This is a genomic window from Burkholderia sp. Ac-20392 (assembly GCF_017104585.1).
Lineage (GTDB): Bacteria > Pseudomonadota > Gammaproteobacteria > Burkholderiales > Burkholderiaceae > Burkholderia > Burkholderia lata.
This window is the reverse complement of sequence record NZ_JAAGPB010000042.1, coordinates 14,589-34,485: the sequence shown is the minus strand read 5'-3', so window position 1 is coordinate 34,485 and position 19,897 is coordinate 14,589. Positions and strand designations below refer to the sequence as shown.

Annotated in this window: 25 protein-coding genes and 1 pseudogene; 18 read left to right on the top strand and 8 right to left on the bottom strand. The window is 64.2% G+C overall.

Annotated features, from left to right (window positions below):
* On the bottom strand, positions 1-414 hold a 414-nt coding region (locus G3N99_RS08750; RefSeq protein WP_206122167.1), incomplete at its 3' end, for a formate dehydrogenase accessory sulfurtransferase FdhD.
* Between the two features lie 425 nt (positions 415-839).
* Between G3N99_RS08750 and G3N99_RS08745 the strand changes: the two genes are divergently transcribed.
* The 5 genes from G3N99_RS08745 (at position 840) to G3N99_RS08725 (ending at position 5,466) form a co-directional block, all read left to right on the top strand.
* Positions 840-2,240, top strand: a complete 1,401-nt coding sequence (locus G3N99_RS08745) for a cytochrome ubiquinol oxidase subunit I (RefSeq protein WP_206122166.1) — start codon at positions 840-842, stop codon at positions 2,238-2,240.
* Between the two features lie 3 nt (positions 2,241-2,243).
* Positions 2,244-3,251 (top strand): cytochrome d ubiquinol oxidase subunit II, encoded by a 1,008-nt coding sequence (gene cydB / locus G3N99_RS08740; protein WP_206122165.1) that lies wholly within the window; start codon positions 2,244-2,246, stop codon positions 3,249-3,251.
* Between the two features lie 177 nt (positions 3,252-3,428).
* Positions 3,429-4,349, top strand: a complete 921-nt coding sequence (locus tag G3N99_RS08735; RefSeq protein WP_206122164.1) for a bestrophin family protein — start codon at positions 3,429-3,431, stop codon at positions 4,347-4,349.
* Positions 4,350-4,428: 79 nt separating this feature from the next.
* Positions 4,429-5,022, top strand: coding sequence for an SMI1/KNR4 family protein (locus G3N99_RS08730; RefSeq protein WP_206122163.1), 594 nt, complete (start codon positions 4,429-4,431; stop codon positions 5,020-5,022).
* A gap of 57 nt (positions 5,023-5,079) precedes the next feature.
* On the top strand, positions 5,080-5,466 hold the full coding sequence (locus tag G3N99_RS08725; RefSeq protein WP_206122162.1) for a VOC family protein: 387 nt from the start codon (positions 5,080-5,082) through the stop codon (positions 5,464-5,466).
* Between the two features lie 24 nt (positions 5,467-5,490).
* Here the strand turns inward: G3N99_RS08725 and G3N99_RS08720 are convergent, their stop codons facing one another.
* The 4 genes and pseudogenes from G3N99_RS08720 to G3N99_RS08705 form a co-directional block, all read right to left on the bottom strand.
* Entirely contained in the window at positions 5,491-5,931 is a 441-nt protein-coding gene (locus G3N99_RS08720; protein WP_206122161.1) for a nuclear transport factor 2 family protein, read from the bottom strand.
* A 128-nt stretch (positions 5,932-6,059) separates the two neighbouring features.
* Positions 6,060-6,410: a DUF1493 family protein gene (locus tag G3N99_RS08715; protein WP_206122160.1), complete on the bottom strand. Its 351-nt coding sequence runs from the start codon at positions 6,408-6,410 to the stop codon at positions 6,060-6,062.
* Entirely contained in the window at positions 6,410-6,805 is a 396-nt protein-coding gene (locus tag G3N99_RS42530; protein ID WP_346778480.1) for an STM2901 family protein, read from the bottom strand. The genes G3N99_RS08715 and G3N99_RS42530 overlap by 1 nt, the downstream gene beginning before the upstream one ends.
* An 85-nt stretch (positions 6,806-6,890) precedes the next feature.
* Positions 6,891-7,025, bottom strand: a pseudogene (locus tag G3N99_RS08705) (transposase); the annotation flags it as partial.
* Between the two features lie 68 nt (positions 7,026-7,093).
* Between G3N99_RS08705 and G3N99_RS08700 the strand changes: the two are divergent.
* The 3 genes from G3N99_RS08700 to G3N99_RS08690 all read left to right on the top strand — a co-directional run bounded on the left by G3N99_RS08700 (position 7,094) and on the right by G3N99_RS08690 (position 9,255).
* Positions 7,094-8,296: an RNA-guided endonuclease TnpB family protein gene (locus G3N99_RS08700; protein WP_174932746.1), complete on the top strand. Its 1,203-nt coding sequence runs from the start codon at positions 7,094-7,096 to the stop codon at positions 8,294-8,296.
* Positions 8,297-8,546: 250 nt separating this feature from the next.
* Complete coding sequence (locus G3N99_RS08695) at positions 8,547-8,831, top strand: hypothetical protein (protein WP_206122158.1); 285 nt, start codon at positions 8,547-8,549, stop codon at positions 8,829-8,831.
* A 13-nt stretch (positions 8,832-8,844) separates the two neighbouring features.
* A complete protein-coding gene (locus G3N99_RS08690) occupies positions 8,845-9,255 on the top strand; it encodes a VOC family protein (protein WP_206122157.1) in 411 nt (136 codons plus the stop codon).
* Positions 9,256-9,384: 129 nt separating this feature from the next.
* Here G3N99_RS08690 and trpS read toward each other — a convergent pair whose 3' ends face one another.
* Positions 9,385-10,398 (bottom strand): tryptophan--tRNA ligase, encoded by a 1,014-nt coding sequence (trpS, locus tag G3N99_RS08685; RefSeq protein ID WP_206122156.1) that lies wholly within the window; start codon positions 10,396-10,398, stop codon positions 9,385-9,387.
* Between the two features lie 208 nt (positions 10,399-10,606).
* The gene (locus tag G3N99_RS08680; RefSeq protein ID WP_174932751.1) at positions 10,607-10,762 is read right to left on the bottom strand and encodes a hypothetical protein; all 156 of its coding nucleotides are present in this window, start codon (positions 10,760-10,762) and stop codon (positions 10,607-10,609) included.
* A gap of 481 nt (positions 10,763-11,243) precedes the next feature.
* Here G3N99_RS08680 and G3N99_RS08675 point away from each other — a divergent pair, with 481 nt between their 5' ends.
* From G3N99_RS08675 to G3N99_RS08660, 4 genes are all read left to right on the top strand, one after another.
* Complete coding sequence (locus tag G3N99_RS08675; RefSeq protein ID WP_206122155.1) at positions 11,244-11,891, top strand: hypothetical protein; 648 nt, start codon at positions 11,244-11,246, stop codon at positions 11,889-11,891.
* Positions 11,892-11,972: 81 nt separating this feature from the next.
* Positions 11,973-12,305, top strand: coding sequence for a RebB family R body protein (locus G3N99_RS08670; RefSeq protein WP_174932755.1), 333 nt, complete (start codon positions 11,973-11,975; stop codon positions 12,303-12,305).
* Positions 12,306-12,492: 187 nt separating this feature from the next.
* A complete protein-coding gene (locus G3N99_RS08665; RefSeq protein WP_174932757.1) occupies positions 12,493-12,849 on the top strand; it encodes a RebB family R body protein in 357 nt (118 codons plus the stop codon).
* Between the two features lie 181 nt (positions 12,850-13,030).
* A complete protein-coding gene (locus tag G3N99_RS08660) occupies positions 13,031-13,354 on the top strand; it encodes a RebB family R body protein (RefSeq protein WP_174932759.1) in 324 nt (107 codons plus the stop codon).
* A gap of 81 nt (positions 13,355-13,435) precedes the next feature.
* Here the strand turns inward: G3N99_RS08660 and G3N99_RS08655 are convergent, their stop codons facing one another.
* A complete protein-coding gene (locus G3N99_RS08655) occupies positions 13,436-14,110 on the bottom strand; it encodes a Crp/Fnr family transcriptional regulator (RefSeq protein WP_206122154.1) in 675 nt (224 codons plus the stop codon).
* Positions 14,111-14,519: 409 nt separating this feature from the next.
* Between G3N99_RS08655 and G3N99_RS08650 the strand changes: the two genes are divergently transcribed.
* From G3N99_RS08650 to G3N99_RS08625, 6 genes are all read left to right on the top strand, one after another.
* Positions 14,520-15,077: a sigma-70 family RNA polymerase sigma factor gene (locus tag G3N99_RS08650; protein WP_174932763.1), complete on the top strand. Its 558-nt coding sequence runs from the start codon at positions 14,520-14,522 to the stop codon at positions 15,075-15,077.
* Between the two features lie 114 nt (positions 15,078-15,191).
* Positions 15,192-15,497, top strand: coding sequence for a RebB family R body protein (locus G3N99_RS08645; protein ID WP_206122153.1), 306 nt, complete (start codon positions 15,192-15,194; stop codon positions 15,495-15,497).
* 35 nt (positions 15,498-15,532) lie between these two features.
* On the top strand, positions 15,533-16,138 hold the full coding sequence (locus G3N99_RS08640) for a hypothetical protein (RefSeq protein ID WP_241011541.1): 606 nt from the start codon (positions 15,533-15,535) through the stop codon (positions 16,136-16,138).
* 300 nt (positions 16,139-16,438) lie between these two features.
* A complete protein-coding gene (locus G3N99_RS08635) occupies positions 16,439-16,885 on the top strand; it encodes a hypothetical protein (RefSeq protein ID WP_174938289.1) in 447 nt (148 codons plus the stop codon).
* A gap of 862 nt (positions 16,886-17,747) precedes the next feature.
* Entirely contained in the window at positions 17,748-19,376 is a 1,629-nt protein-coding gene (locus tag G3N99_RS08630; RefSeq protein WP_206122152.1) for a tyrosinase family protein, read from the top strand.
* 87 nt (positions 19,377-19,463) lie between these two features.
* Positions 19,464-19,895, top strand: coding sequence for a hypothetical protein (locus G3N99_RS08625; RefSeq protein WP_174932771.1), 432 nt, complete (start codon positions 19,464-19,466; stop codon positions 19,893-19,895).
* Positions 19,896-19,897 lie beyond the last annotated feature (2 nt).

Genomic DNA, 19,897 nt, shown 5'->3' with positions numbered 1-19,897 from the left:
GGCGGCGGCGATGCGCGGCGGGTGCAGGTCGAGCTGCGCAATGCTTTCGATCCCGCATACGCCGCAGCCGGTGCGGCCGGCCAGCGCGCGGCGGTGCGCCTTCATCGCCATGAACGCCTGCTGCGACACGGTCAGCCGCACTTCGGCGCTGCCGGCCCGGCATTCGCTTTCGATGTCGAACACGTCCGACGCGCGCTCGACGATGCCTTCGCTCAACGCGAAGCCGAGGCCGAACTCGTCGAGGTCGATCGGGGTCGCCATCATGACCGTGTGCGCGATCCCGTTGATCACGAGTGCAACCGGCGTTTCGTCGACGACTCGGTCGACGGTGTCGCGCGCGTCGCCGGCACGGTGACGTGTCACACGACACGCGGTGCTGCCGGTCGGATCGTCGCGGCGGATGCAGGACTCCATGCGGTTTTCTCCAGGCGGATCGGCCGGCGGGCCGGCCGGGTCGGGCGCGTGCGCCGGACCGGGGGATTCGATGCTGCCGGGCGGGCGTGGCCGAGGGGCTCGGCATGGCCGTGGGCAAGCGTTTCATGGGATCTTAAAGGGGATGAAAGACGCGCCGGATATACAGCGCTGCAATGCGGAAAGCAGTACAGCTGACCATCCCGCAGGCACGAAATGTGTTTTCCGTACACACATCTTCGGCAGCGGAAGCAGCACAGTTTTAACGCGCGTTCGAACGATTGCGAGTATCGTTGCAAACGCGATATCGTCATTCACGCTTCGATGCCATGCGAGTGACCGTTTGTGTTCGCATGTGTTGTCGCCAAGCCGTCGCGCGATTTCCTGCTTCGAGCGTACGTCCTCACAACCACGAGCAAATTACGGTCATGGAAATCTTCGATGCGTTCCATCTCGCCCGATTGCAGTTCGCGTTCACGGTGTCTTTCCACATCGTGTTTCCCGCGATCAGTATCGGTATGGCGAGCTTCCTGGCAGTGCTGGAATGGCGCTACCTCGTCACCGGCGACGCCGCCTACAAATCCATGTTCCAGTTCTGGTCGAAGATCTTCGCGATCGGCTTCGGGATGGGCGTGGTCTCCGGCGTCGTGATGGCGTACGAGTTCGGCACCAACTGGGCCGGCTTCTCGCGCGTCGCGGGCAACATCACGGGCCCGCTGCTCACGTATGAAGTGTTGACGGCGTTCTTCCTCGAAGCCGGTTTCCTCGGTGTGATGCTGTTCGGCTGGCAGCGCGTCAGCCCGCGTGCACACTTCTTCGCGACGCTGATGGTCGCGGTCGGCACGCTGATCTCGACGTTCTGGATCCTCGCGTCGAACAGCTTCATGCAGACGCCGCAGGGCTACAAGATCGAGAACGGCCTCGTCGTGCCGGTCGACTGGTTCAAGATCATCTTCAATCCGTCGTTCCCGTACCGACTCGTGCACATGACGATCGCGGCGTTCATCGTCGCGGGCTTCATCGTCGCCGCATGCGGCGCGTGGCACCTGCTCAAGGGGCGCCGCGACGAGCCGGTGAAGCGCAGCTTCTCGATGGCGCTGTGGATGCTGCTGGTGCTCGCGCCGATCCAGATCGTCGTCGGCGATGCGCACGGGCTGAACACGCGCGAATACCAGCCGGCGAAGATCGCGGCGATCGAAGGGCTGTGGGAAACCGAGAAGGGCGGCACTGCGCTGAACCTGTTCGGGTTGCCCGACATGCAGGCCGAAACCACGCGCTATGCGATCCAGGTGCCGCACCTCGGCAGCCTGATCCTCACGCACAGCTGGGACGGCGAGATTCGCGGGCTGAAGGAATTCCCGCCGCAGGACCGCCCGTATTCGCCGATCGTGTTCTGGACGTTCCGGATCATGGCGGGCCTCGGGATGCTGATGCTGCTCACCGCGCTGCTCGGGCTGCTGCTGAGAAAGGGCGGGCGTTTGTATGAAACGCGCTGGTTCCAGTGGTTCGTGGTGGCGATGGGGCCGTCGGGCATCCTCGCGCTGCTGGCCGGCTGGATCACCACCGAGGTCGGGCGGCAGCCATGGACCGTGTACGGCGTGCTGCGCACCGTCGATTCGGTTTCGCCGCTCAGCGCGCAGCAGGTCGGCGTGTCGCTGCTGATCTTCGTGGTCGTGTATTTCCTGGTGTTCGGAGCGGGTATCTATTACATGATGAAACTGATGAAGCGCGGGCCGGCTGCCCAGGCCGGGTATATCGAGCTGCACCGGCATCCGGGGCTGCGCAAGAGCGCGCTGTCCACGCCGCTGAACGTGACCGAAGCGGAGTAAGCCATGCAAATCGATCTTCCTGTCATTTGGGCCGCGATCATCGGCCTCGGCGTATTCATCTACGTGATGCTGGACGGCTTCGATCTCGGCATCGGCCTGCTGTTTCCGTTCTTCGATGCGAAGGCCGAGCGCCAGGTGATGCTCGACACCGTCGCGCCGGTGTGGGACGGCAACGAGACGTTCCTGGTGCTCGGCGGTGCGGGGCTCTACGGCGCGTTCCCGGTCGTGTATTCGACGCTGCTGCCGGCGAACTACCTGCCGCTCGTGCTGATGCTGGTCGGGCTGATCTTCCGCGGCGCGGCGTTCGAGCTGCGCGCGAAGGCCACGCGCACGCAACACATGTGGGATCTCGCGTTCATCGGCGGCTCGGCGCTTGCCGCGTTCTGTCAGGGGATCGTGCTCGGTTCGCTGCTGCAGGGCATCAAGATCGTGAACAACCAGTTCGCGGGCGGGCCGTTCGACTGGCTGTCGCCGTTCAGCCTGCTGTGCGGGATCGGCGTGCTCGTCACGTATGCGACGCTCGGCTGCGGCTGGCTGATCCTGAAGGTCGACGGCGAGCTGCAGCGCAGGATGCGGTTACTGATGAAGCCGCTCGCGGGCGTGCTGCTCGCCGTGATGGGCGTGGTCAGCCTGTGGACCGTGATCGGGCTGCCGGCCGTTGCGCATCGCTGGTTCGGCAGCGGCAACCTCGGCTGGTTCCTGCCGGTGCCGATCCTCGTCATCGCGTGCGTGTGGGGCATCTTCCACACGGTGAAGCGCGCGCACGAGGCCACGCCGTTCCTGCTGACGCTCGCGCTCGTGTTCCTCGGCTACACGGGGCTCGTGATCAGCATCTGGCCGAACATCGTGCCGCCGTCGCTGTCGATCTGGGACGCCTCGTCGAGCCCTTCGAGCCAGAAGTTCGCGCTCATCGGCACCGTGATCGTGCTGCCGATCATCCTCGTGTACAACGCGATGCAATACCGCGTGTTCCGCGGCAAGGTGCGCGAGGGCGATATCGGCTATCACTGAGCGGCGATCACTGAACGCCGCATGATGTGACGGGCGTGGCCGGCGCGGGCGTATCATCACGCGCAACGCGGCGCCCGTGCCCGGCATTCACCCGACAGCGGCCCGCCACGCGCGGGCCGTTGTGCATCGGGCGCCGGCGCGCCGTTTGATGCATCCCTTGGCAGTCGAGAAAACACCATGATCGTCCGACCACAACAAAACTGGCTCAGGATGCTGTTCGTCTGGAACGGCTCCGTGCTGCAATCGATCATTCCGCAGCTCGTGTTCATGGCGATCGTCAGCACGCTGGCGGTCTTCACGAACGGGCGCATCTTCGGCGAGAAGATCCCGCTCAACACCGCGCCGTTCACGCTGTTCGGGCTCGCGCTCGCGATCTTTCTCGGGTTTCGCAACAGCGCGAGCTTCGAGCGCTTCAAGGAAGCGCGGCATCTGTGGGGCAACCTGCTGATCGCGGCGCGTACGCTGACGTCGCAGTTCAATCGCTACCTGCCCGACGGCGTGAGCGACGCCGAGCGCAACCGGCTCGCCGACCTGCTGATCGCGCTCACCTATGCGCTCAAGCATCAGCTGCGTCATACCGATCCGACCACGGACCTGCAGCGCATTCTCGGCGCGGAACGCACGACCGAGCTTGGCGGAAAATGCTTCAAGCCCGTCGCGATCCTCGACGAGCTGCGCGGCGGCATCGTCCGCGCACTGGGCCGCGCGCCCGGCAGCGACGCGACCTGCTGGATGTTCGAGACGCAACTCGACGAGGTCGGCAAATCGGTCGGTGGTTGCGAGCGCATCCTGTCGACGCCGATTCCGTTCTCGTACAGCGTGCTGCTGCATCGCACCGTGTATGCGTACTGCGTGCTGCTGCCGTTCGGTCTCGTCGATTCGACGGAGTTCTTCACGCCGCTGATCTGCGTATTCATCTCGTACACGCTGATCGCGCTCGAAGCGATCGCGAGCGAGGTGGCCGAGCCGTTCGGCCTCGCGCCGAATGCGCTGGCGCTCGATGCGATGACGCGCACGATCGAGCGGTCGGTGCTCGAACTGGGCGATCGCCCGCTGCCGGAGGAATTCATGCCGGCGTCGACGTACCAGATCACCTGAGCGAAGGCGCGCACGCGCGAAAGTGGTGGATCGCGTCGGGCGCTAGAATGGCGCTTGCCTGTTCTTCGGACCTGACGCGATGACCCTCGTCGACACCTATCTCGCCGGCCTGCGCGCCGCGCTTCCCGACACCGACAACGCGGCGCTCGCCGCGACAACGGGCGCGACGCCTGCGCAGCTCGACGCGTTGCGCGCCGCGTATCCGCAGTGCCCGGCCAGCCTGCTCGAATTGCTCGGCAAGCTCGACGGTACCTACTGGCGCGACTACGGCGGCACGACGGTCAACGTGCTGGTGCTGGGCTCCGACGTTTACGAATACCCGTATTACCTGCTGTCGGCCGGGCAGATGGTCGAGGAACGCGCGAAGTACCGCGACAGCATCGCGGAGATCTACGGCGACGATGCGAACGACGACGGCGAACTCGTCGACCCGCGCATCGACATCGCACTGCCGATGAGCCGGCGGCTGTGCTTCTCGCACTGCATGAACAACGGTGGCACGTCGCAGCTCTACATCGATTTCGAGCCGGCGCCGGGCGGCAAGGTCGGGCAGGTCGTGCGCTTCCTGCACGATCCCGACAGCTACGCGGTGATCGCCGACGACTTCGACGGCTACCTGCGCAAGTTGATCGACGACGGTTATGCGTTTGTCATCGATTTCGACGAAGAATAGCGGTAGGGCGTGACCGCGCGAGCGGCGGCGCCGGCTGCCATTTCAGGAGAGGTTGACATGCGAATCTACGTGACGAGTATCTTTGTCGACGATCAGGACAAGGCGTTGACGTTCTATACCGACAAGCTCGGGTTCAAGCTGAAGAACAACGTGCCGGTGGGCGAGTACCGCTGGCTGACCGTGGTGTCGAAAGACCAGCCGGAAGGCACCGAGCTGCTGCTCGAGCCGAGCAACCATCGCGCGGTCGGGCCTTACAAGCAGGCGCTGTACGAGGACGGCATTCCGGCGGCATCGTTCCAGGTCGACGATCTCGACCAGGAGTACGCGCGGCTCGGCGATCTCGGTGTCCGCTTCACGCTGGAGCCGATGGACGCGGGGCCCGTACGCGTCGCGGTCGTCGACGATACGTGCGGGAACCTCATTCAATTGATGCAGATGAAGTGAAGTCACGCGCCGCGCGCGCGGCGTTCAGCACACCGTGACCGGCGGCGCATTGTGCATCCAGGTGCGCTCCTGCGTGCGGCGCTGGATGCGCCACCCGCATTCGGTCCGCACCAGCAGGTCGCGATACCAGAGCCCGACGAAGCACACGCGATCGTCGCCGGCTTCATCGGCCGAGATCATCATCGCCTGGCCGGCCGTTCGCGCGGTCGCGGCATCGCCGTCGACGATCAGCAGCGCCGTCGAAATCGTGTGCTGCGTGCCGCGCATCGCCGACGTCACCTGTTCCAGATAGGCGGCAATCTCCGAGCGGCTGCCGGCCGGACCGCCGAAGGCCGTGTAGTCGAGTGTCGCATTGGCCGCGAAGAGGCGTTCGAATTCGTGCCAGTCGTGACGGTCGACGGCGTGGCAATAGCGGGTCAGCAGATCCTGGATCTCCATCCGGTCGATCGTTTCCTGGGGCGTCATGGTGTCGTGGGTGGGTGGATGACGAGGAAACGATAGCGGGCGCGCAGGGGCGCGACATCGGCGGAGTGGACTAAGGCGGCTGGAAATTTACGATCCGTCGAGCAAGCGCAGGGGGCGGCCGATACCCATCATTCCTTGATCGCCTCGGAGTCCCACTTGCCCAGTGAGGCGGCCTTGCACAGCATGTCGACGGTCAATGTCTCCCGTTTGAACGCATGGGGTTTCCTGAGCAGGTACTTGCGCACGACGTGATACAGGATTCCCTCACCCTCCATCAGGAAATATCGTCCGAAATCGTAGTCGCCACGATCCACCTCGAAGTGGGTGAAGAATCGATCCATGAAAATGTCCGCATCGTCTCCGGTTTGTCCGAGATCGTCGGATACGGAGGTGTTCCCGGTAATCCGGCGCTTGCTCGATACGGCTGCTTCCTCGCGAACGAACGCTTCCAGCCTTTCCCACAATCGACGATCGTCCATTACAGAATCCCGTCCTCCGGTTTGGCAATCAGGTTGTGCCGGGAAACGGTGTTTCGGACAATATGGAAGGCGTCTTTGGCGAGCAGGACCCAGCCGACGCCTGGCACGGTCCGGTCTACGAATACCGCAAGGCGATGAGTCAGGATGACGCGCAGATTCCCGATGCTTTGCAGTGTGACGGTCGGAAGTACCTTGCGCTTGAATTCATACCTGAATACCGATCGTGCCATCACCGATGCGACGGAAGTCCCGTGGGTCGCCCCGAGTGGTTTGGCGCGGGTCGGAAGGAGCGGCAAGCCGGAAAGAATCAGGATAACGGCTTCGATGTCGTCGATTCCGGCTTGCTTGCACGTTTCATCGGCGGCAATCAGGAAGAATAGTTCGATCGGACTCAGGTTTGGCTGATCTGAATGCGCGTCAAACCCCGTCCTTCAGGGCGGGGAAGGATAGCGCGGACGCCGTAGGCGTCCTTTCCGGCGGCTAGTGGGGCGCTTTCTGTTGGTCGATGTATTTGCGAATGATTTCAACAGGCGCGCCGCCACAACTTCCGGCGAAGTATGACGGAGACCACAGCGCGCCGCCCCACAACTTTTTACGAATGCTCGAGTAGCACTTGAAAGACGTAATAGCGACCACGTCGAATGGCTTGACTCGCTCTTGTGGGCCAGACATACAATCGTCCGATGCGACGACTCCAGGCCTTCAAGTTCGAATTGATGCCGAACGGCGAGCAGCAGCGCGATATGCGCCGCTTCGCCGGAGCGTGCCGGTTCGTCTACAACAAGGCACTGGCGTTGCAGAAGGAGAACTACGAGGCGGGCGGCAAGTTCATTGGCTACGTAGCAATGGCCAAGCATCTGACGGAGTGGCGTAACGGAGGCGAAACGCCATGGCTCAAGGACGCACCCGTTCACCCGTTGCAACAGGCTCTCAAGGACATGGAGCGGGCCTACAAGAACTTCTTCGCCAAGCGAGCGGCGTTTCCGAAGTTCAGGAAGCGCGGCCAGCGCGACAGTTTTCGCTACCCGGACCCCAAGCAATTCAAGCTCGACCAGCCCAACGGGCGCATTTTCCTGCCCAAGCTGGGCTGGATGCGGCTGAGGCTGTCGCGTCCCGTGCTGGGCGAACTGCGCAACGCAACGGTCAGCTTCAACTCGGGCAAGTGGTGTGTCTCGATCCAGACCGAGCGCGAGGTCGAGCAGCCGGTGCCCCATGCCACCAGCGTGATCGGCATCGATGTGGGCATCGCCCGCTTCGCCACGATGAGCGACGGCACGTTTCTCGCACCGCTCAACAGTTTCAGGAAACATGAGGCTCGTCTGCGCCGATGCCAACGTGCGATGAGCCGCAAGGTCAAGTTCAGCAATAACTGGAAAAAAGCCAAGGCCAGAGTCCAGCGCATCCATGCGCGCATCGGCAATGCTCGCCGCGACTACCTGCACAAGGCCACGACCACGATCAGCAAAAACCACGCGATGGTGTGTATCGAGGACTTGCAGGTTCGGAACATGTCCAGGTCGGCGGCAGGCAGCATCGATGCGCCTGGCAAGAACGTTCGGGCCAAGTCCGGTCTGAATAAGGCCATCCTCGACCAAGGGTGGTTCGAGTTCAGGCGGCAGTTGGAATACAAGCTGGCCTGGAGCGGTGGCTGGCTGGTGGCGGTTCCGCCTGCGAATTCAAGCCGGACGTGTCCAGCTTGTGGATACGTGAGTGCGGGAAACCGGACCACGCAGGAAAAATTCGCTTGTGTCGAATGCGGTTACGAGGAGAACGCCGATGTCGTCGGCGCTCTCAACATTCTGGCGCGGGGACACCGCGTTGCAGCCCGTGGAGAGCCGGTGCAGTCGGGCCGCTCTGTGAAGCAGGAACCCGCCGAGGCGATCTGAGATAAGCATCATCATTTCAGACGCGGTAGGAATCCCCCGTCTTCAGGCGGGGGAGGATGTCAATCTGGTAGCGATAGGTGTTCACTCGGTGCCCTCACGGTGCGGGCGAAACAAGCCGCAGGTGCTGCGCGTTTCGCTTGTCGTCTTTGTTTTCGGTGGGCCACGTTAGCGAGACCGCCATTGCAGGTCAATTTCGGATGGCGGGCGTGCATGTGGCTTGCGATGGCTCGAGCGCTCGGACGCGAGCTGCGTGATGGCCCGCGTTTGCTGCGCTGTCATCGGTGAGCGGCGCGAGAGCAATCTTGGCCAGTGCGGTTCCGGGCACCACGGATGGCTCGAATCGAACGGTTTCCAAGTGTTGCCGGGCGTGTTCAGGACCGGTGCCCGTTTTGAAAGCGGCTTCGTGCTGCATCCGTCGGGGCCACAGCGAGCCGAGGTGCTGGCCGAATGCCGCGACCCGGTCGCACGAACGCTGGCAGGGATGGTTGGTCGGGGCGAAATGGGCACGGGTGTGTGTAGACTCATGCTCATTTAACGGAGCACACCTCATGCAATTGCTGGATCATGTATCCATCAGCGTGCCGGATATCGACCTGGCGCGCCCGTTCTACGATGCCATCATGGCCGCGCTGGGCGCGACCAAGGTCTATGACCGGCCAACCGCACTCGGATATGGCGAACGCTGCAATGCGAACGACACCGCGTCGACTTGCCTGGCGGTCTATCTGGATCCCGCTGAAGTCGGCGCGAGCAAGCGGCACTGGTGCTTCAAGGCCGCGAGCCGCGAGCTGGTGGATGCGTTTTTCGAAGCCGGCCTCGCGACGGGCGGGCAGTCCGACGGCGAACCCGGCTTGCGGCCGCATTACCACGGCGACTACTACGGCGCGTTTCTCGTCGACCCGGCCGGCAATCGGGTCGAGGCGGTGTGCCACGCAGCCGTGCCGCCGCGTGCATCGTGATGAAGCGGCGCGTGCATCGACGCTCGCTCGCACACGTGACGTGGTGAACGCCGCGCGCCGGCTCGATGCCGTCCGGCGGCGCGCGAAGCGCATTCGCGCGCTCGCCGCCGGCGCCGGCGCCGGCGCCGCTCAATCGAAGTAGTTCAACCCCATCGCGCCCTTCACCTCTGCGAGCGTCGCGCCGGCCACGTCCCGTGCGTGCATCGTGCCGCGCTTGAGGATCGCCCTCACTTCGGCCTTGTCGGCCTCGAATTCGCGACGGCGCGCGCGGATCGGCTCGATCAGCGCCTGCAGCCGCTCGTTCAGCACGCGTTTGACGACGCTGTCGCCGAGCCCGCCGCGACGGTAGTGCGCCTTCAGCTCATCGACCTTCTGCACGTCGGGCTCGAACGCATCGAGGAACGTGAACACGACGTTGCCCTCGACCTGGCCGGGATCGCTCACGCGCAGGTGGTTCGGGTCCGTGTACATGTCCTTCACGGCTTGCGTGATCTCGTCCGGCGTCGAGCCGAGCGTGATCGCGTTGCCGAGCGACTTGCTCATCTTTGCCTTGCCGTCGATCCCCGGCAGCCGCGTGACCGGCGACAGCACGGCCTCGCATTCGACCAGCACCGGCTGCTCGACGGTCGCGTTGAAGCGGCGCACGAGTTCGTTGGTCTGCTCGATCATCGGCAACTGGTCGTCGCCGACCGGCACGTGCGTCGCCTTGAACGCGGTGATGTCGGCCGCCTGGCTCACCGGGTAGGTGAGGAAGCCGGCCGGGATGTCGCGCTCGAAACCGCGCAGGCGGATCTCTTCCTTGATGGTCGGATTGCGTTCGAGGCGTGCGACCGTGACGAGGTTCAGCAGGTATTGCGACAGTTCTGCGAGCTCGGGCACCTGCGACTGCACGACGATCGTCGAGATCGACGGATCGATGCCGACCGCGAGATAGTCGAGCGCGACTTCGATCACGTTCTCGGTGACGCGCTGGCGACGGCCCATGTTGTCGGTCAGCGCCTGCGTGTCGGCGAGCAGCAGGAATTGCTTCGCTTCGTGCTGCATCTGCACGCGGGCGCGCAGCGAACCGATGTAGTGGCCGAGGTGCAGCGGGCCGGTCGTGCGGTCGCCGGTGAGGATGGTCGGTCGGGTCGGGTGGGTCATGTTGGTCGTTGCTCCGGGTTATCGAAGCCGCCAGCCATGGTGTCTGCGCAGAAACGCAAATGCCGCCATCGCTGGCGGCATCACGTTTGGGACATGCAAGAGGAAACGGGCCGCCTGGGTCAGGCGCGCCACCAGCAATGCACGTTCGGCGAGGCGGGTTGGGTTTCCATTGCGTGAGTATAGCGTAGTGCGGGGAGGGCGTGCCGCGTCAGCGGATGACCGACTCCATCGCGAGGTACGCGGTTTCGGCCGACGGCCACAGCAGGTACAGCAGCCCGGCCATCAGCAGCAGCGCGCCGGCACGTACCAGCGGCGTGCGGTCTTTCTCGCGCGGAGAGCGGGTGGACGGCTTCGAGTTCTTCATGCTTGCTGGCGCACGAGGCGCCACTCCAACGGTTGCTGCAACGGGTCGGGTGGGGCGACGCCGGGGTGTTGCGGGTTTGACGGGGCAGGGGTGCGGTTCAGGGCACCGGAGCGCGACGGCGCGGTAAGCCGGTCGCGCGGAAAAAAGGGACGGTTGAATGTCCGGCTGCCGTGTATGCAGCGGCGACGTGCATCCTACCAAATCGTCGGCATGGGCACAGTCAAGAATTGTCGGGGACGGGTGTGGCGTGCTCCCGACAATGTCATTCGCACGCAGCGCTCGATTTCACAGCCCCGTCTCACGGTTCGTCCCTACAGCGGTCCCGCCGAACTTTCCGGCGAGGCCGTCGCACGTCCATTTCCGGGAGAACACCATGCGATATCCATTGCACCCTGCCGACCAGCGCGCCTCGGCGCCGCGTCCGTCCGCCCCTCGACCGCACGCACCGGCGCCGCGGGCGGACATCGAGGGGAGGTAAGCCATGAGCCACGAAGCACTCGACCCGCTGCTGCGGCAGTTCGCGGAGAAGCGACTGGGGCGGCCCCTCGCGCCGGCCGAAGAACAGATGCTGCTGGAGCAACTGCCGAGCCGGAACGGGAACCCGCCAGCGCCGGGCGCCGGCACGGCTACGCCGGCACCCGCCGCGAACCGGCCGTTGCCGCAGTTGAAAACCCGGCAGGAGGCACGCGAACAGGTCAAGCATTTCCTGCAGCTCAACCAGCAGAAGGCGTACGAGAAGATGCGCGGCATCCTGCAGACGATCGACGCACAGAACGAGACGACCCTCGGCATGCTGGCGTCGGAACAGCGGAAAGTGTCGGGCGTACTCGACGCGCACGAGCCGCAGGGCGACGCGCAGGCATCCGGCGCGGCCGACATCCAGGACAGCACCCGCGAGGCGCTGGCGATGATCGGCGAGCAGTTGACGGGCCTGATCCGGCAGGAAATCGACGCATGCTTTCGGCAATACGTCGATTCGCTCGCGGAACGGCTCGACGCCAGGCTCGACGCGATGGAGGCGCGGTTGCGAAGCGCCGACGCGGCGCCGGCCCCGGCCGCACCGTCCGAACCGACCGCTGTCGTCGCCGCTGCCGTTCACGATCCCTCCGGCCAAGCGTCCATGGAGTAGCACGCGGGTGATTCGGCAGAAAGCGAAACCGGCCGACCCCCGATGTGCGATCTCTCAACTACGTGAACCAAGGAGCAACAAATGGCTGATACGTGTCAAGTGTGCCAGGTCAATCCCGCGATTACCGATGCGGTCACACAGGTCAACGTCAAGGTGGTCGCGGAAGCGCCGGCAATGGCGATGGGCTCGCTGTACCAGGCCCAGAGCCATTCGCTCAGCATCCTGTTCGAGAACGCGGTGCAGCAGCAGTCGCAGGCCGCCATCCAGTCGCAGACGTCGACGAACGTGGGGACGATGCAGCTCTATACGATCGGGCCGGAAAGCGCGGGCGCGGCGGCCACGGAAATCGGCGCGAACGGGATCATCTCCATTCTGGCCGACGTGATCGCGATCGGGAAGGCAGTCAAGGTCTGACGCGCCATTGCAACGCCGTGGTTGAGCGGCGGCGCAAGCGGCAAGCGCCGCCAATGCCGCCGCCGCGCCGCGGACCCGCATGGCCGCCGGCGCCAGAACAACGGTGCTGCGCGGAGTTCTGGAGCAAACGACAGAACGGGCAGAGCCGATTCGATGCGGCGCCTGTTCGCGAACCAGGAGAAATACGATGGCAGATGGCACAAACGACTCGAAAGACCCCTGCAACTGCAAGACGTGCGCGGTGAACGCCGCGATCACCGACGCGGTCACGCAAACCAACGTCAAGGTGGTCGGCGAAGCGCCGGCGATGGCAACGGGCTCGCTGTACCAGGCCCAGAGCCATTCGCTCAGCGTGCTGTTCGAGAACGCGGTGCAGCAGCAGTCGCAGGCGGCGGTACAACTGCCGACCTCGACGAACGTGGGCACGATGCAGCTGTACACGCTCGGGCCGGCGAGCGCGGGCGCCGCCGCGACCGAAATCGGCTCGAACGGCGTGCTTTCCGTGCTGGCTGACGTGCTTGCGCTCGGCAGGGCGCTTGCCTGACGCGCAGCTTCGCGTCGACGCCGGGCGGTGGCCCCCGATCGGTGGCTGCCGCCCGGCGCCCGATGTCGTCTCGACGCCCGCGAAGGCGGGCCCCGGCGGCGTGCGGCGCGCATTGCCGACCGACCCTCTCATGCTTTCGCCGTGACTGCACCGCAGCGGCGAGCCAACCAGGAGCAACGACATGCCGGAACAGGTTTCCGCCGCGGTGACCGATGCGGTCACGCAAGCCAACGTCAAGGTGGTGGGCGAGGCGCCCGCCGTGGCCTTGGGCACGCTCATGCAGTCGAACAGCCATGCATCCGCGATCCTGCTGCACAACGCGGTGCAGATGCAGGCTAACCAGGCGATGTCCAATCTCGCCGCGACGACCGTCGGCGTCATGCAGCTCTATGCCGGCTCGCCGGCGGCAGCGGCCGGTGCCGCGCGGTCGGTGAACGACAGCTTTGCGTCGCAGCTGGCCGCCGTCGCGCAGTTGATGAACGCCATCGGCCACTGGCGCGGCTGATGCTCCCCGCGCGCCGCCCGACCCGGCGCACGCGATTTCCCCGCGCCGCGGCACCGCACGACGCTCGTGCGTGCCCGGCCGTCAATTGGCGTCGACGATGGTCCGGAGCTGCTCAGGCTTCTCGATCGTCACGCCGTGTTCGTGAAGCCGGATCAGGCCGTCGCGCTGCATCTTCTGCAGGCTGCTGTTCAGTCGCGGCCGGCTGACGTTGAGCATCGCCGCGAGGACGCTCTGGTTCTCCGGCAGCGGCACCTCGAGGCCGTTCCCTTGCATGCGGTTCAGCAGATGGCGCGCGAGCCTGGCGTCGAGCCGGTACAGGCATGCCGACTCGACGAAGTCGCTCAGCTGGTGGATATGCCGGCACAGCTGCTCGTGGATGCGACCCATGAATTCCGGGTTGGCCAGCAGCGGCGCGAAGTACTGGCGATGCAGCAGCGAAATGCGGCAGTCGGCGCTCAACTGGGCGGTGAAGTTGCGCCGGTGCGCGCGAATCAGCGTGTTTTCGCCGATGAGTTCGCCCGGCATCGAGTGGCCGAGAATGATCTCGCGTCCACCGGGTTCGTGCAGCGTCTTGTAGACGTGTCCGCGGTGCACGAATGCGACGAAGTCCCCCGGATCACCCTTGAAGAACAACAGGCGATTGCCGCGTTCGGGCCAGGGCGTGACATGCCGCTCGATATGCGTGATCAGGCTTTCCGGGAGGTCGATGAGTATCGGTATATTGCGCAGCGTCTGAGCGTTAGCAAGGGCAGGCATGTTTTCCGCGCGAGGTTGTTTGACGATACGGCCACCTAGCGAAAAACGCTGCCTTCGGCATTACGTGAAAAATGAATAGTGAAAATATCGGGATAATCGGCAAGCTGTCCGGACAGGGCGGCACGTTGGCGGCAACGGCGCTTGATCGATCGACATGGGTAGCTGCATGCCGGCGCACGAACCATTCGCGGCGGCAGTCGTTCTGTTTCATCGCAATGCCGTTATTCAGGCCCCGGCGACGCACCTGAAACAACGGATCGGGCTATGCCGGAGAATTGAAATTTCCGTTCATAATAATCAAGAAAATTTACTGAAGCCGATTATCGTTATAACGGTGTTACACGGGTAACAGCGCCATTCGCGGAGTCGAATCGATTCTGTGTTTTCCATAAAAACTGGAAGGCACGGGATGACAACCTCGAACCAGCACGCTGCCCCGACGCCCGAGTCTTCGGCGCAGCAGCTCGATCGCACGTGGCGGGAAATGCAGGGGAAGTTGCGGCGCCGCGCGCGCCTGCTGTGCAAGGGCGATATTCACCGCGCCGACGAACTGCTCTCCGATACCGCACTCAAGGTCCACATTTACCTGCAGCGCTCGCCCGAGCGCGTTCAGAACCTGGCCGGTTTTCTCTTTCTGGTGCTGAACCACGCATTCCTCGATGGCGCACGGCGCCGGCTGCGCGAAAGCGGCATGCTCGAATTCGACCCGGGCTGGGACGACGATCACACCGTCGAGCTGGCCGGCCACGCGCCGTCGGTGGAGCAGCAAATGCTGCTTCGACAGCAGTTGGTGCGTCTCCAGCAGGCACTGTCCACGCTGCCCGCTCAGCAGCAGATGCTGTTCACGCTCAAGTTCGAGGAAGACCGGCCCTATCTGCACATCGCGGCGACACTCGGGATCAACGAGCCGCTGGCCCGAAAGCGGGTCGAGTTGCTGCGCAAGAAGTTGCGCGAGGAACTCGCGTAAGCATGTTCACGAACGCGGGCACGCAGCGTTCCTAACGGCATGTGCGGCGTCGCTGGCCTGCCGGCCCGTCCGTTCCTTCAATCGCATGCCGGAGCCGGGTTCCGAGGAGGCCTCGTGGCAGACAAAGTCAATGAGCAGATTACCGATGCGGTGACGCAGACCAACGTCAACGTCGTCGCGGGATCGCCGGCCCAGGCGCTGGGCACGCTTTACCAGATGTTCAGCCAGGCCGTCGGCATCTCGGCGCAGAACATGACGCAGCAGCAGGCCGCGCTGAACCAGATTTCGAACGCCGTCGTGTCGAAGGCGGTGGCCATGATCCTGTCCGTCGAAGCGTCGCCGAAGGGCGCATCGGGCGGTGGGTCCGGCGGCGCGCAGCAGGTTCCGGCGGCCGGGCCGCAGACGGGCTCCACGCATTAGGACGCGATGATTATCGGGATACCTGAATGATGAACATGAAAGGTCTTTTGGGCGGACGCGGTGACGGCACGACACAGACGCCGGACGATGTCGCGGACGCCGCAGCCGAAGCCACGACGCCGGCCGATGTCACGCCGCACGCCGCGACACCGAAAACCGGCGCGCGCGCGTGGCCGGTCAACCGGCTGCGCCGCTTCACCGATGCACTGAAAGCACCGAACCAGGTCGCGAATGCGGCCGGGTCCGGCGGCTCGGCGCTGCAGACCGTGCAGGCGATCAATGCGGAGGCGGCGTCCTATGCGACGACGCAGATCGCCGTCGGCCCGAACATGATGATCACGCAGGCGGGCGGCATGGTCGCGCAGGCGGCGGCCAACTACTTCGAGGCGACGACGTCGCTGGCGATCGCGGGCAAGAGCGTGCTGATGAAGGACCTGGCGCAGAAGACCGTCGACGAGAACGTGCCCGGCATGGCGATGGATGCGGTGGGCCTGTTGTTGACCGACCTGTTCGTGGCGACCGCGGCGATCGTCGCGGGCGCCGCGGAAGCGATCGAAGGGGAGGCCGCCAGTGTCGCACTCGACAGGATCGACGAGAGCCTGCAGAAGTATCAGGCGCTGCTGGACAAGAAGGGCGCGTAGGGTGCGCCGACGCTGCAGCCGCGGGCCGCGTGGGCAGCGTCGGCGGGGCCCCCGGCAGGCGCGAAACCACCGGCATTGAATCGATGCATGCGTGATCGTCCGCGTGGCGTGGACGATCGCGCCGATGTGAGACGTCGCGGGCAAGTGCCCTCCGCACGCGCACCGACGAAGCATCAATCGACACGACCGCCGGGCGGCCAGGCCCGATGCGGGATGTGAGCGGCGGGACCGACGCACGTTCGCTTTCCGGAACACGTCGCGGCCCGCTACCGGCAGTCCTATCAGTCACGTGAGGAACCCATGGCCTACATCATTCAAAACGTACACGGTCCCGCGCCGCTGGCGGTTGGCGAGCGCACCTGGGGCGATGCGACGGAAATCGATTTCGGTGCGATGACGAGCTGCATCGCGCTCGTCGAGCAGGCACCGGCCCAGCCCACGCAGGTGCGCGGAATCCACCTGTCGATCGTCAGCGCCGACGGCACGAAAGTCTACGATCCGGCGGCAGACGTAGCCGGCCAGGTCGAGACGATCATGCAGCAGAGCGGCGATCTGCGTGCATGCCTCGGCCGCATCGACCTCTGGCAAGCCAGCCAGTCGCAAGAACTGCAGGATTTCTTCGTCGGGCTGATGCAGAGCCTCGACATGCTCAATTGGGTGCAGGTGGAGGACGGCAACCTGCGGGTGCGGATCCACGGTGGCGTGATGCAGTATCAGCACGGCACCGGTGCATGGACCAACGTGTAGCCGGTACGATCCGTTGAAGCCGGTGCCCGCGGTGTGCGTGGGCGCCGGTTCGAACGGCCCAGTCGAGCATTGTCGTGGATGGGTGGGTCGTAAGGGGGAAGTCGAATGGCCGAGAGGCCACCCGCCCGGGATCTCGTCGTTCAAATGTCGCGATGCAGTCTTCCTTGTTCTCCGCGCGCTTTCATCCGCTCTCGCGACGCGGACCCCACTCACCGGGGACATGAGTTCGCGGCACCATCACCCAGTTCAACTCAAGACGCGCTCCCGGCCAGAAACGATGACATCAGCCGAGCGCCAGCCGACGATCGTAAGGTAACCGTCGGCCGATTGCATTAATAAACTCCGTCACGCACCTGTGATTATCCGGCGCGGGGTTTTTACGATCCCGTCGTGAATGCGCTCGATTATTCATGAAAATAAAACGAGCCAGTAGTCGCTTCCGCGCCCACATTTTTTTGATAATCAATCCCGCCTTGTCCTTGCTAAAACAAACACAACCTGCTTTATTTACTCATACCAAATCAGGATAAAACGCTATCGGGGTATCTCGGCTACTTTGCCAGGCATTCGTGCCTGCCGAATCGGCATCGATTCACCACGGCATCCCTACGATCTGAAGGCGCAGCCCCTTTTCAGAGGCCGTGTTGCGCCTGTTGCGCGTGTCCACGCCCCCATGGAGGCGACCCGGTGACCACGCGGGCCCGCCTATGGCCCGCCGATTAATGCTTTCAAAATGCCAAGCGCTATTTTAATAAAACAAATTCAATTGAACGTGAGTTTGACTGATTTTTGAATTACCTGCTTACGTTCAAAACCTGGCGGCCAAACCGTAACGCTACCCACGAAGAGGGCTGGACACATCATGAATAACGCACCTGGAGTCAGAGTTCGTCCGTCGATCGAATCGTTGCAAGCCGAATATCTGAAAGGCAACAAAAAGCCGCTGGAAGACGTGATGCGCGCGTGGAAAGGCATCAAGGCATTGCCGCCCGACGATCCGAACTCGTTCTTCATGATTGGCGGCTTCCACGGCGAGCCGTTCCGCGGCGCCGGCTGGGGTTCGGCGTCTTACTGGGGCGGCTACTGCAACCACGGCAACGTGCTGTTCCCCACCTGGCACCGGGCTTACCTGCTGCGGCTGGAGCAGGCGCTGCAGAGCATCCCCGGCTGCGAGCAGGTGATGCTGCCGTTCTGGGACGAAACCAGCGAGGAGTCGCTGACGAAAGGCATTCCGTGGGCGCTGACCGACCCGGATTTCGAGCTCGACGGCGAAAAGATTCCGAACCCGCTGGCTTCCTTCGCGTTCAACCGGGCGATCACCGACAACATCAACGGCGACAATCCGAACTACAGCAAGCCGCTGCCCTACGTCACGGTGCGCTACCCGTTGTCGGGGCTCGTGGGGACCGACAAGGACAAGGCCGCCACCGAGAAGCACAACGCGAAGTTCCCCAACGCCAAGGAGAACGTCGTCATACTGAACCGCAACATCGTGGACTGGCTCACGTCGTACATCGTCGTGAAGGGCGACGTGGTGCCGACCAACGTGAAGAGCAAGTTCGAGCAGTGCCTGAATGCGCCGAACTACACGGTGTTTTCCAATACGTCGTCCGCGGCCCAGTGGAACGAGAATCTTCCGGCCGATGCGATTCCCGTCGTCCCGCTCGAGTCGCCGCACAACGATATTCACCTTGCCGTCGGCGGGTTCGACGTGCCGCACGGCCCGAACAAGGGCGATTTCTCGCCGATTCCCGGCGCCAACGGCGACATGGGTGAAAACGACACCGCGGGACTCGACCCGATCTTCTATTTCCACCACTGCTTCATCGATCGCGTGTTCTGGCTGTGGCAGAAGCGGCATGGCTATACGCAGCACCTCGATGTCATCGCCGAGTATCCGGGCACCAACTCCGTCGATGCGCAGGGGCCGACGCCGGGCACGGTGCCCAACTCGTGGCTCACGCTCGAATCGCCGCTCGATCCGTTCAAGAAGAGCGAGAACGGCAAGGAGCGTGCGTATACGTCGCTCGACTGCATCAACATCGAGGAGCAGCTCGGCTACACGTACGGCCCCGGTTCGCTCGAAAACCTGCCGAAATTCTCGCTCGCCGCGGCGACCGTGCCGGCCGGCAACAGCAGCAAGGTCGTGCGCGTCTCCGGGCTCAATCGTGCGCCGATCGCCGGATCGTTCCTCGTGTCCGCGTACGTCAACGTGGACGGCGAACGGCAACTGCTCGGCACGGAGGCCGTGCTGAGCCGCTGGAGCGTGCAGTCCTGCGCGAACTGCCAGACGCACCTCGAAGTAAAGGCGTTCTTCCCGCTGAATCACTTCGCCGAAAGCGCGGTGCAGGACGCGCAGTATGAGGTCGAAATCCATACGCGCGAGGGCGTACGCCTGCAGACGCAACCCGCGTCACCGCCCGTTTCGCAAGCCGTCGCCGGCGCGGCGCCGCAACCCGCATCGAAACTGTTCCGGCTCGAGGTCCGGTAGCGGCGGCGCATGACGAACCGGCGCCGCCGCCCGGCGCCGGTTCGCCCCGGTACTTCGACAACGTGGACATGAAGGGGAGACGCGGGCATGAGCTATACACCCGAAACCGGCAGCCTGGTGGGGCTGTGGACCTATCGCAGTTTCCTGAACGATCCCGACCCGGCCACCGCATTCAACGACCTTGAATTCGGCCTCGGCACGATCGAGATCGAGCAGGCGCCGGCGGGCATTTTCAAGGGGCGCATTTTCGGCCCGGGATGGGAGCTGCAGCTCAACGGCTGGATCACCTACGGGAATCCGGGCACGGTGCGATTCCAGGGGCGCGGCGTGGTCAGCGGCGAGGAATGGGTCTACGACTATGTCGGGTACGTGAGCGCGCCCTGGCCCAACGGCATCGATCAGCGTCCGGCGCTGACCGGTTCGATCGTCCGCACGGTTCCGCATGCGAGCGGCAACGGCGGCGTCGCGCCGGCCGGGGTGGTGTGCTCGTGGTATGCGGTCATGAGAGATCCCGCCTGAAC

Bases quoted from the DNA above. Each gene is read 5' to 3' on its own strand.
- G3N99_RS08670 (WP_174932755.1), top strand. From the start codon at position 11,973: ATGGCTGATACGTGTCAAGTGTGCCAGGTCAATCCCGCGATTACCGAT.
- G3N99_RS08680 (WP_174932751.1), bottom strand. From the start codon at position 10,762: ATGAAGAACTCGAAGCCGTCCACCCGCTCTCCGCGCGAGAAAGACCGC.
- G3N99_RS08635 (WP_174938289.1), top strand. From the start codon at position 16,439: ATGGCCTACATCATTCAAAACGTACACGGTCCCGCGCCGCTGGCGGTT.
- G3N99_RS08700 (WP_174932746.1), top strand. From the start codon at position 7,094: ATGCGACGACTCCAGGCCTTCAAGTTCGAATTGATGCCGAACGGCGAG.
- G3N99_RS08735 (WP_206122164.1), top strand. From the start codon at position 3,429: ATGATCGTCCGACCACAACAAAACTGGCTCAGGATGCTGTTCGTCTGG.
- G3N99_RS08640 (WP_241011541.1), top strand. From the start codon at position 15,533: ATGAAAGGTCTTTTGGGCGGACGCGGTGACGGCACGACACAGACGCCG.
- G3N99_RS08655 (WP_206122154.1), bottom strand. From the start codon at position 14,110: ATGCCTGCCCTTGCTAACGCTCAGACGCTGCGCAATATACCGATACTC.
- G3N99_RS08715 (WP_206122160.1), bottom strand. From the start codon at position 6,410: ATGGACGATCGTCGATTGTGGGAAAGGCTGGAAGCGTTCGTTCGCGAG.
- G3N99_RS08725 (WP_206122162.1), top strand. From the start codon at position 5,080: ATGCGAATCTACGTGACGAGTATCTTTGTCGACGATCAGGACAAGGCG.
- trpS (WP_206122156.1), bottom strand. From the start codon at position 10,398: ATGACCCACCCGACCCGACCGACCATCCTCACCGGCGACCGCACGACC.
- cydB (WP_206122165.1), top strand. From the start codon at position 2,244: ATGCAAATCGATCTTCCTGTCATTTGGGCCGCGATCATCGGCCTCGGC.
- G3N99_RS08630 (WP_206122152.1), top strand. From the start codon at position 17,748: ATGAATAACGCACCTGGAGTCAGAGTTCGTCCGTCGATCGAATCGTTG.
- G3N99_RS08730 (WP_206122163.1), top strand. From the start codon at position 4,429: ATGACCCTCGTCGACACCTATCTCGCCGGCCTGCGCGCCGCGCTTCCC.
- G3N99_RS08690 (WP_206122157.1), top strand. From the start codon at position 8,845: ATGCAATTGCTGGATCATGTATCCATCAGCGTGCCGGATATCGACCTG.
- G3N99_RS08720 (WP_206122161.1), bottom strand. From the start codon at position 5,931: ATGACGCCCCAGGAAACGATCGACCGGATGGAGATCCAGGATCTGCTG.
- G3N99_RS08625 (WP_174932771.1), top strand. From the start codon at position 19,464: ATGAGCTATACACCCGAAACCGGCAGCCTGGTGGGGCTGTGGACCTAT.
- G3N99_RS08660 (WP_174932759.1), top strand. From the start codon at position 13,031: ATGCCGGAACAGGTTTCCGCCGCGGTGACCGATGCGGTCACGCAAGCC.
- G3N99_RS08675 (WP_206122155.1), top strand. From the start codon at position 11,244: ATGAGCCACGAAGCACTCGACCCGCTGCTGCGGCAGTTCGCGGAGAAG.
- G3N99_RS08650 (WP_174932763.1), top strand. From the start codon at position 14,520: ATGACAACCTCGAACCAGCACGCTGCCCCGACGCCCGAGTCTTCGGCG.
- G3N99_RS08665 (WP_174932757.1), top strand. From the start codon at position 12,493: ATGGCAGATGGCACAAACGACTCGAAAGACCCCTGCAACTGCAAGACG.
- G3N99_RS08745 (WP_206122166.1), top strand. From the start codon at position 840: ATGGAAATCTTCGATGCGTTCCATCTCGCCCGATTGCAGTTCGCGTTC.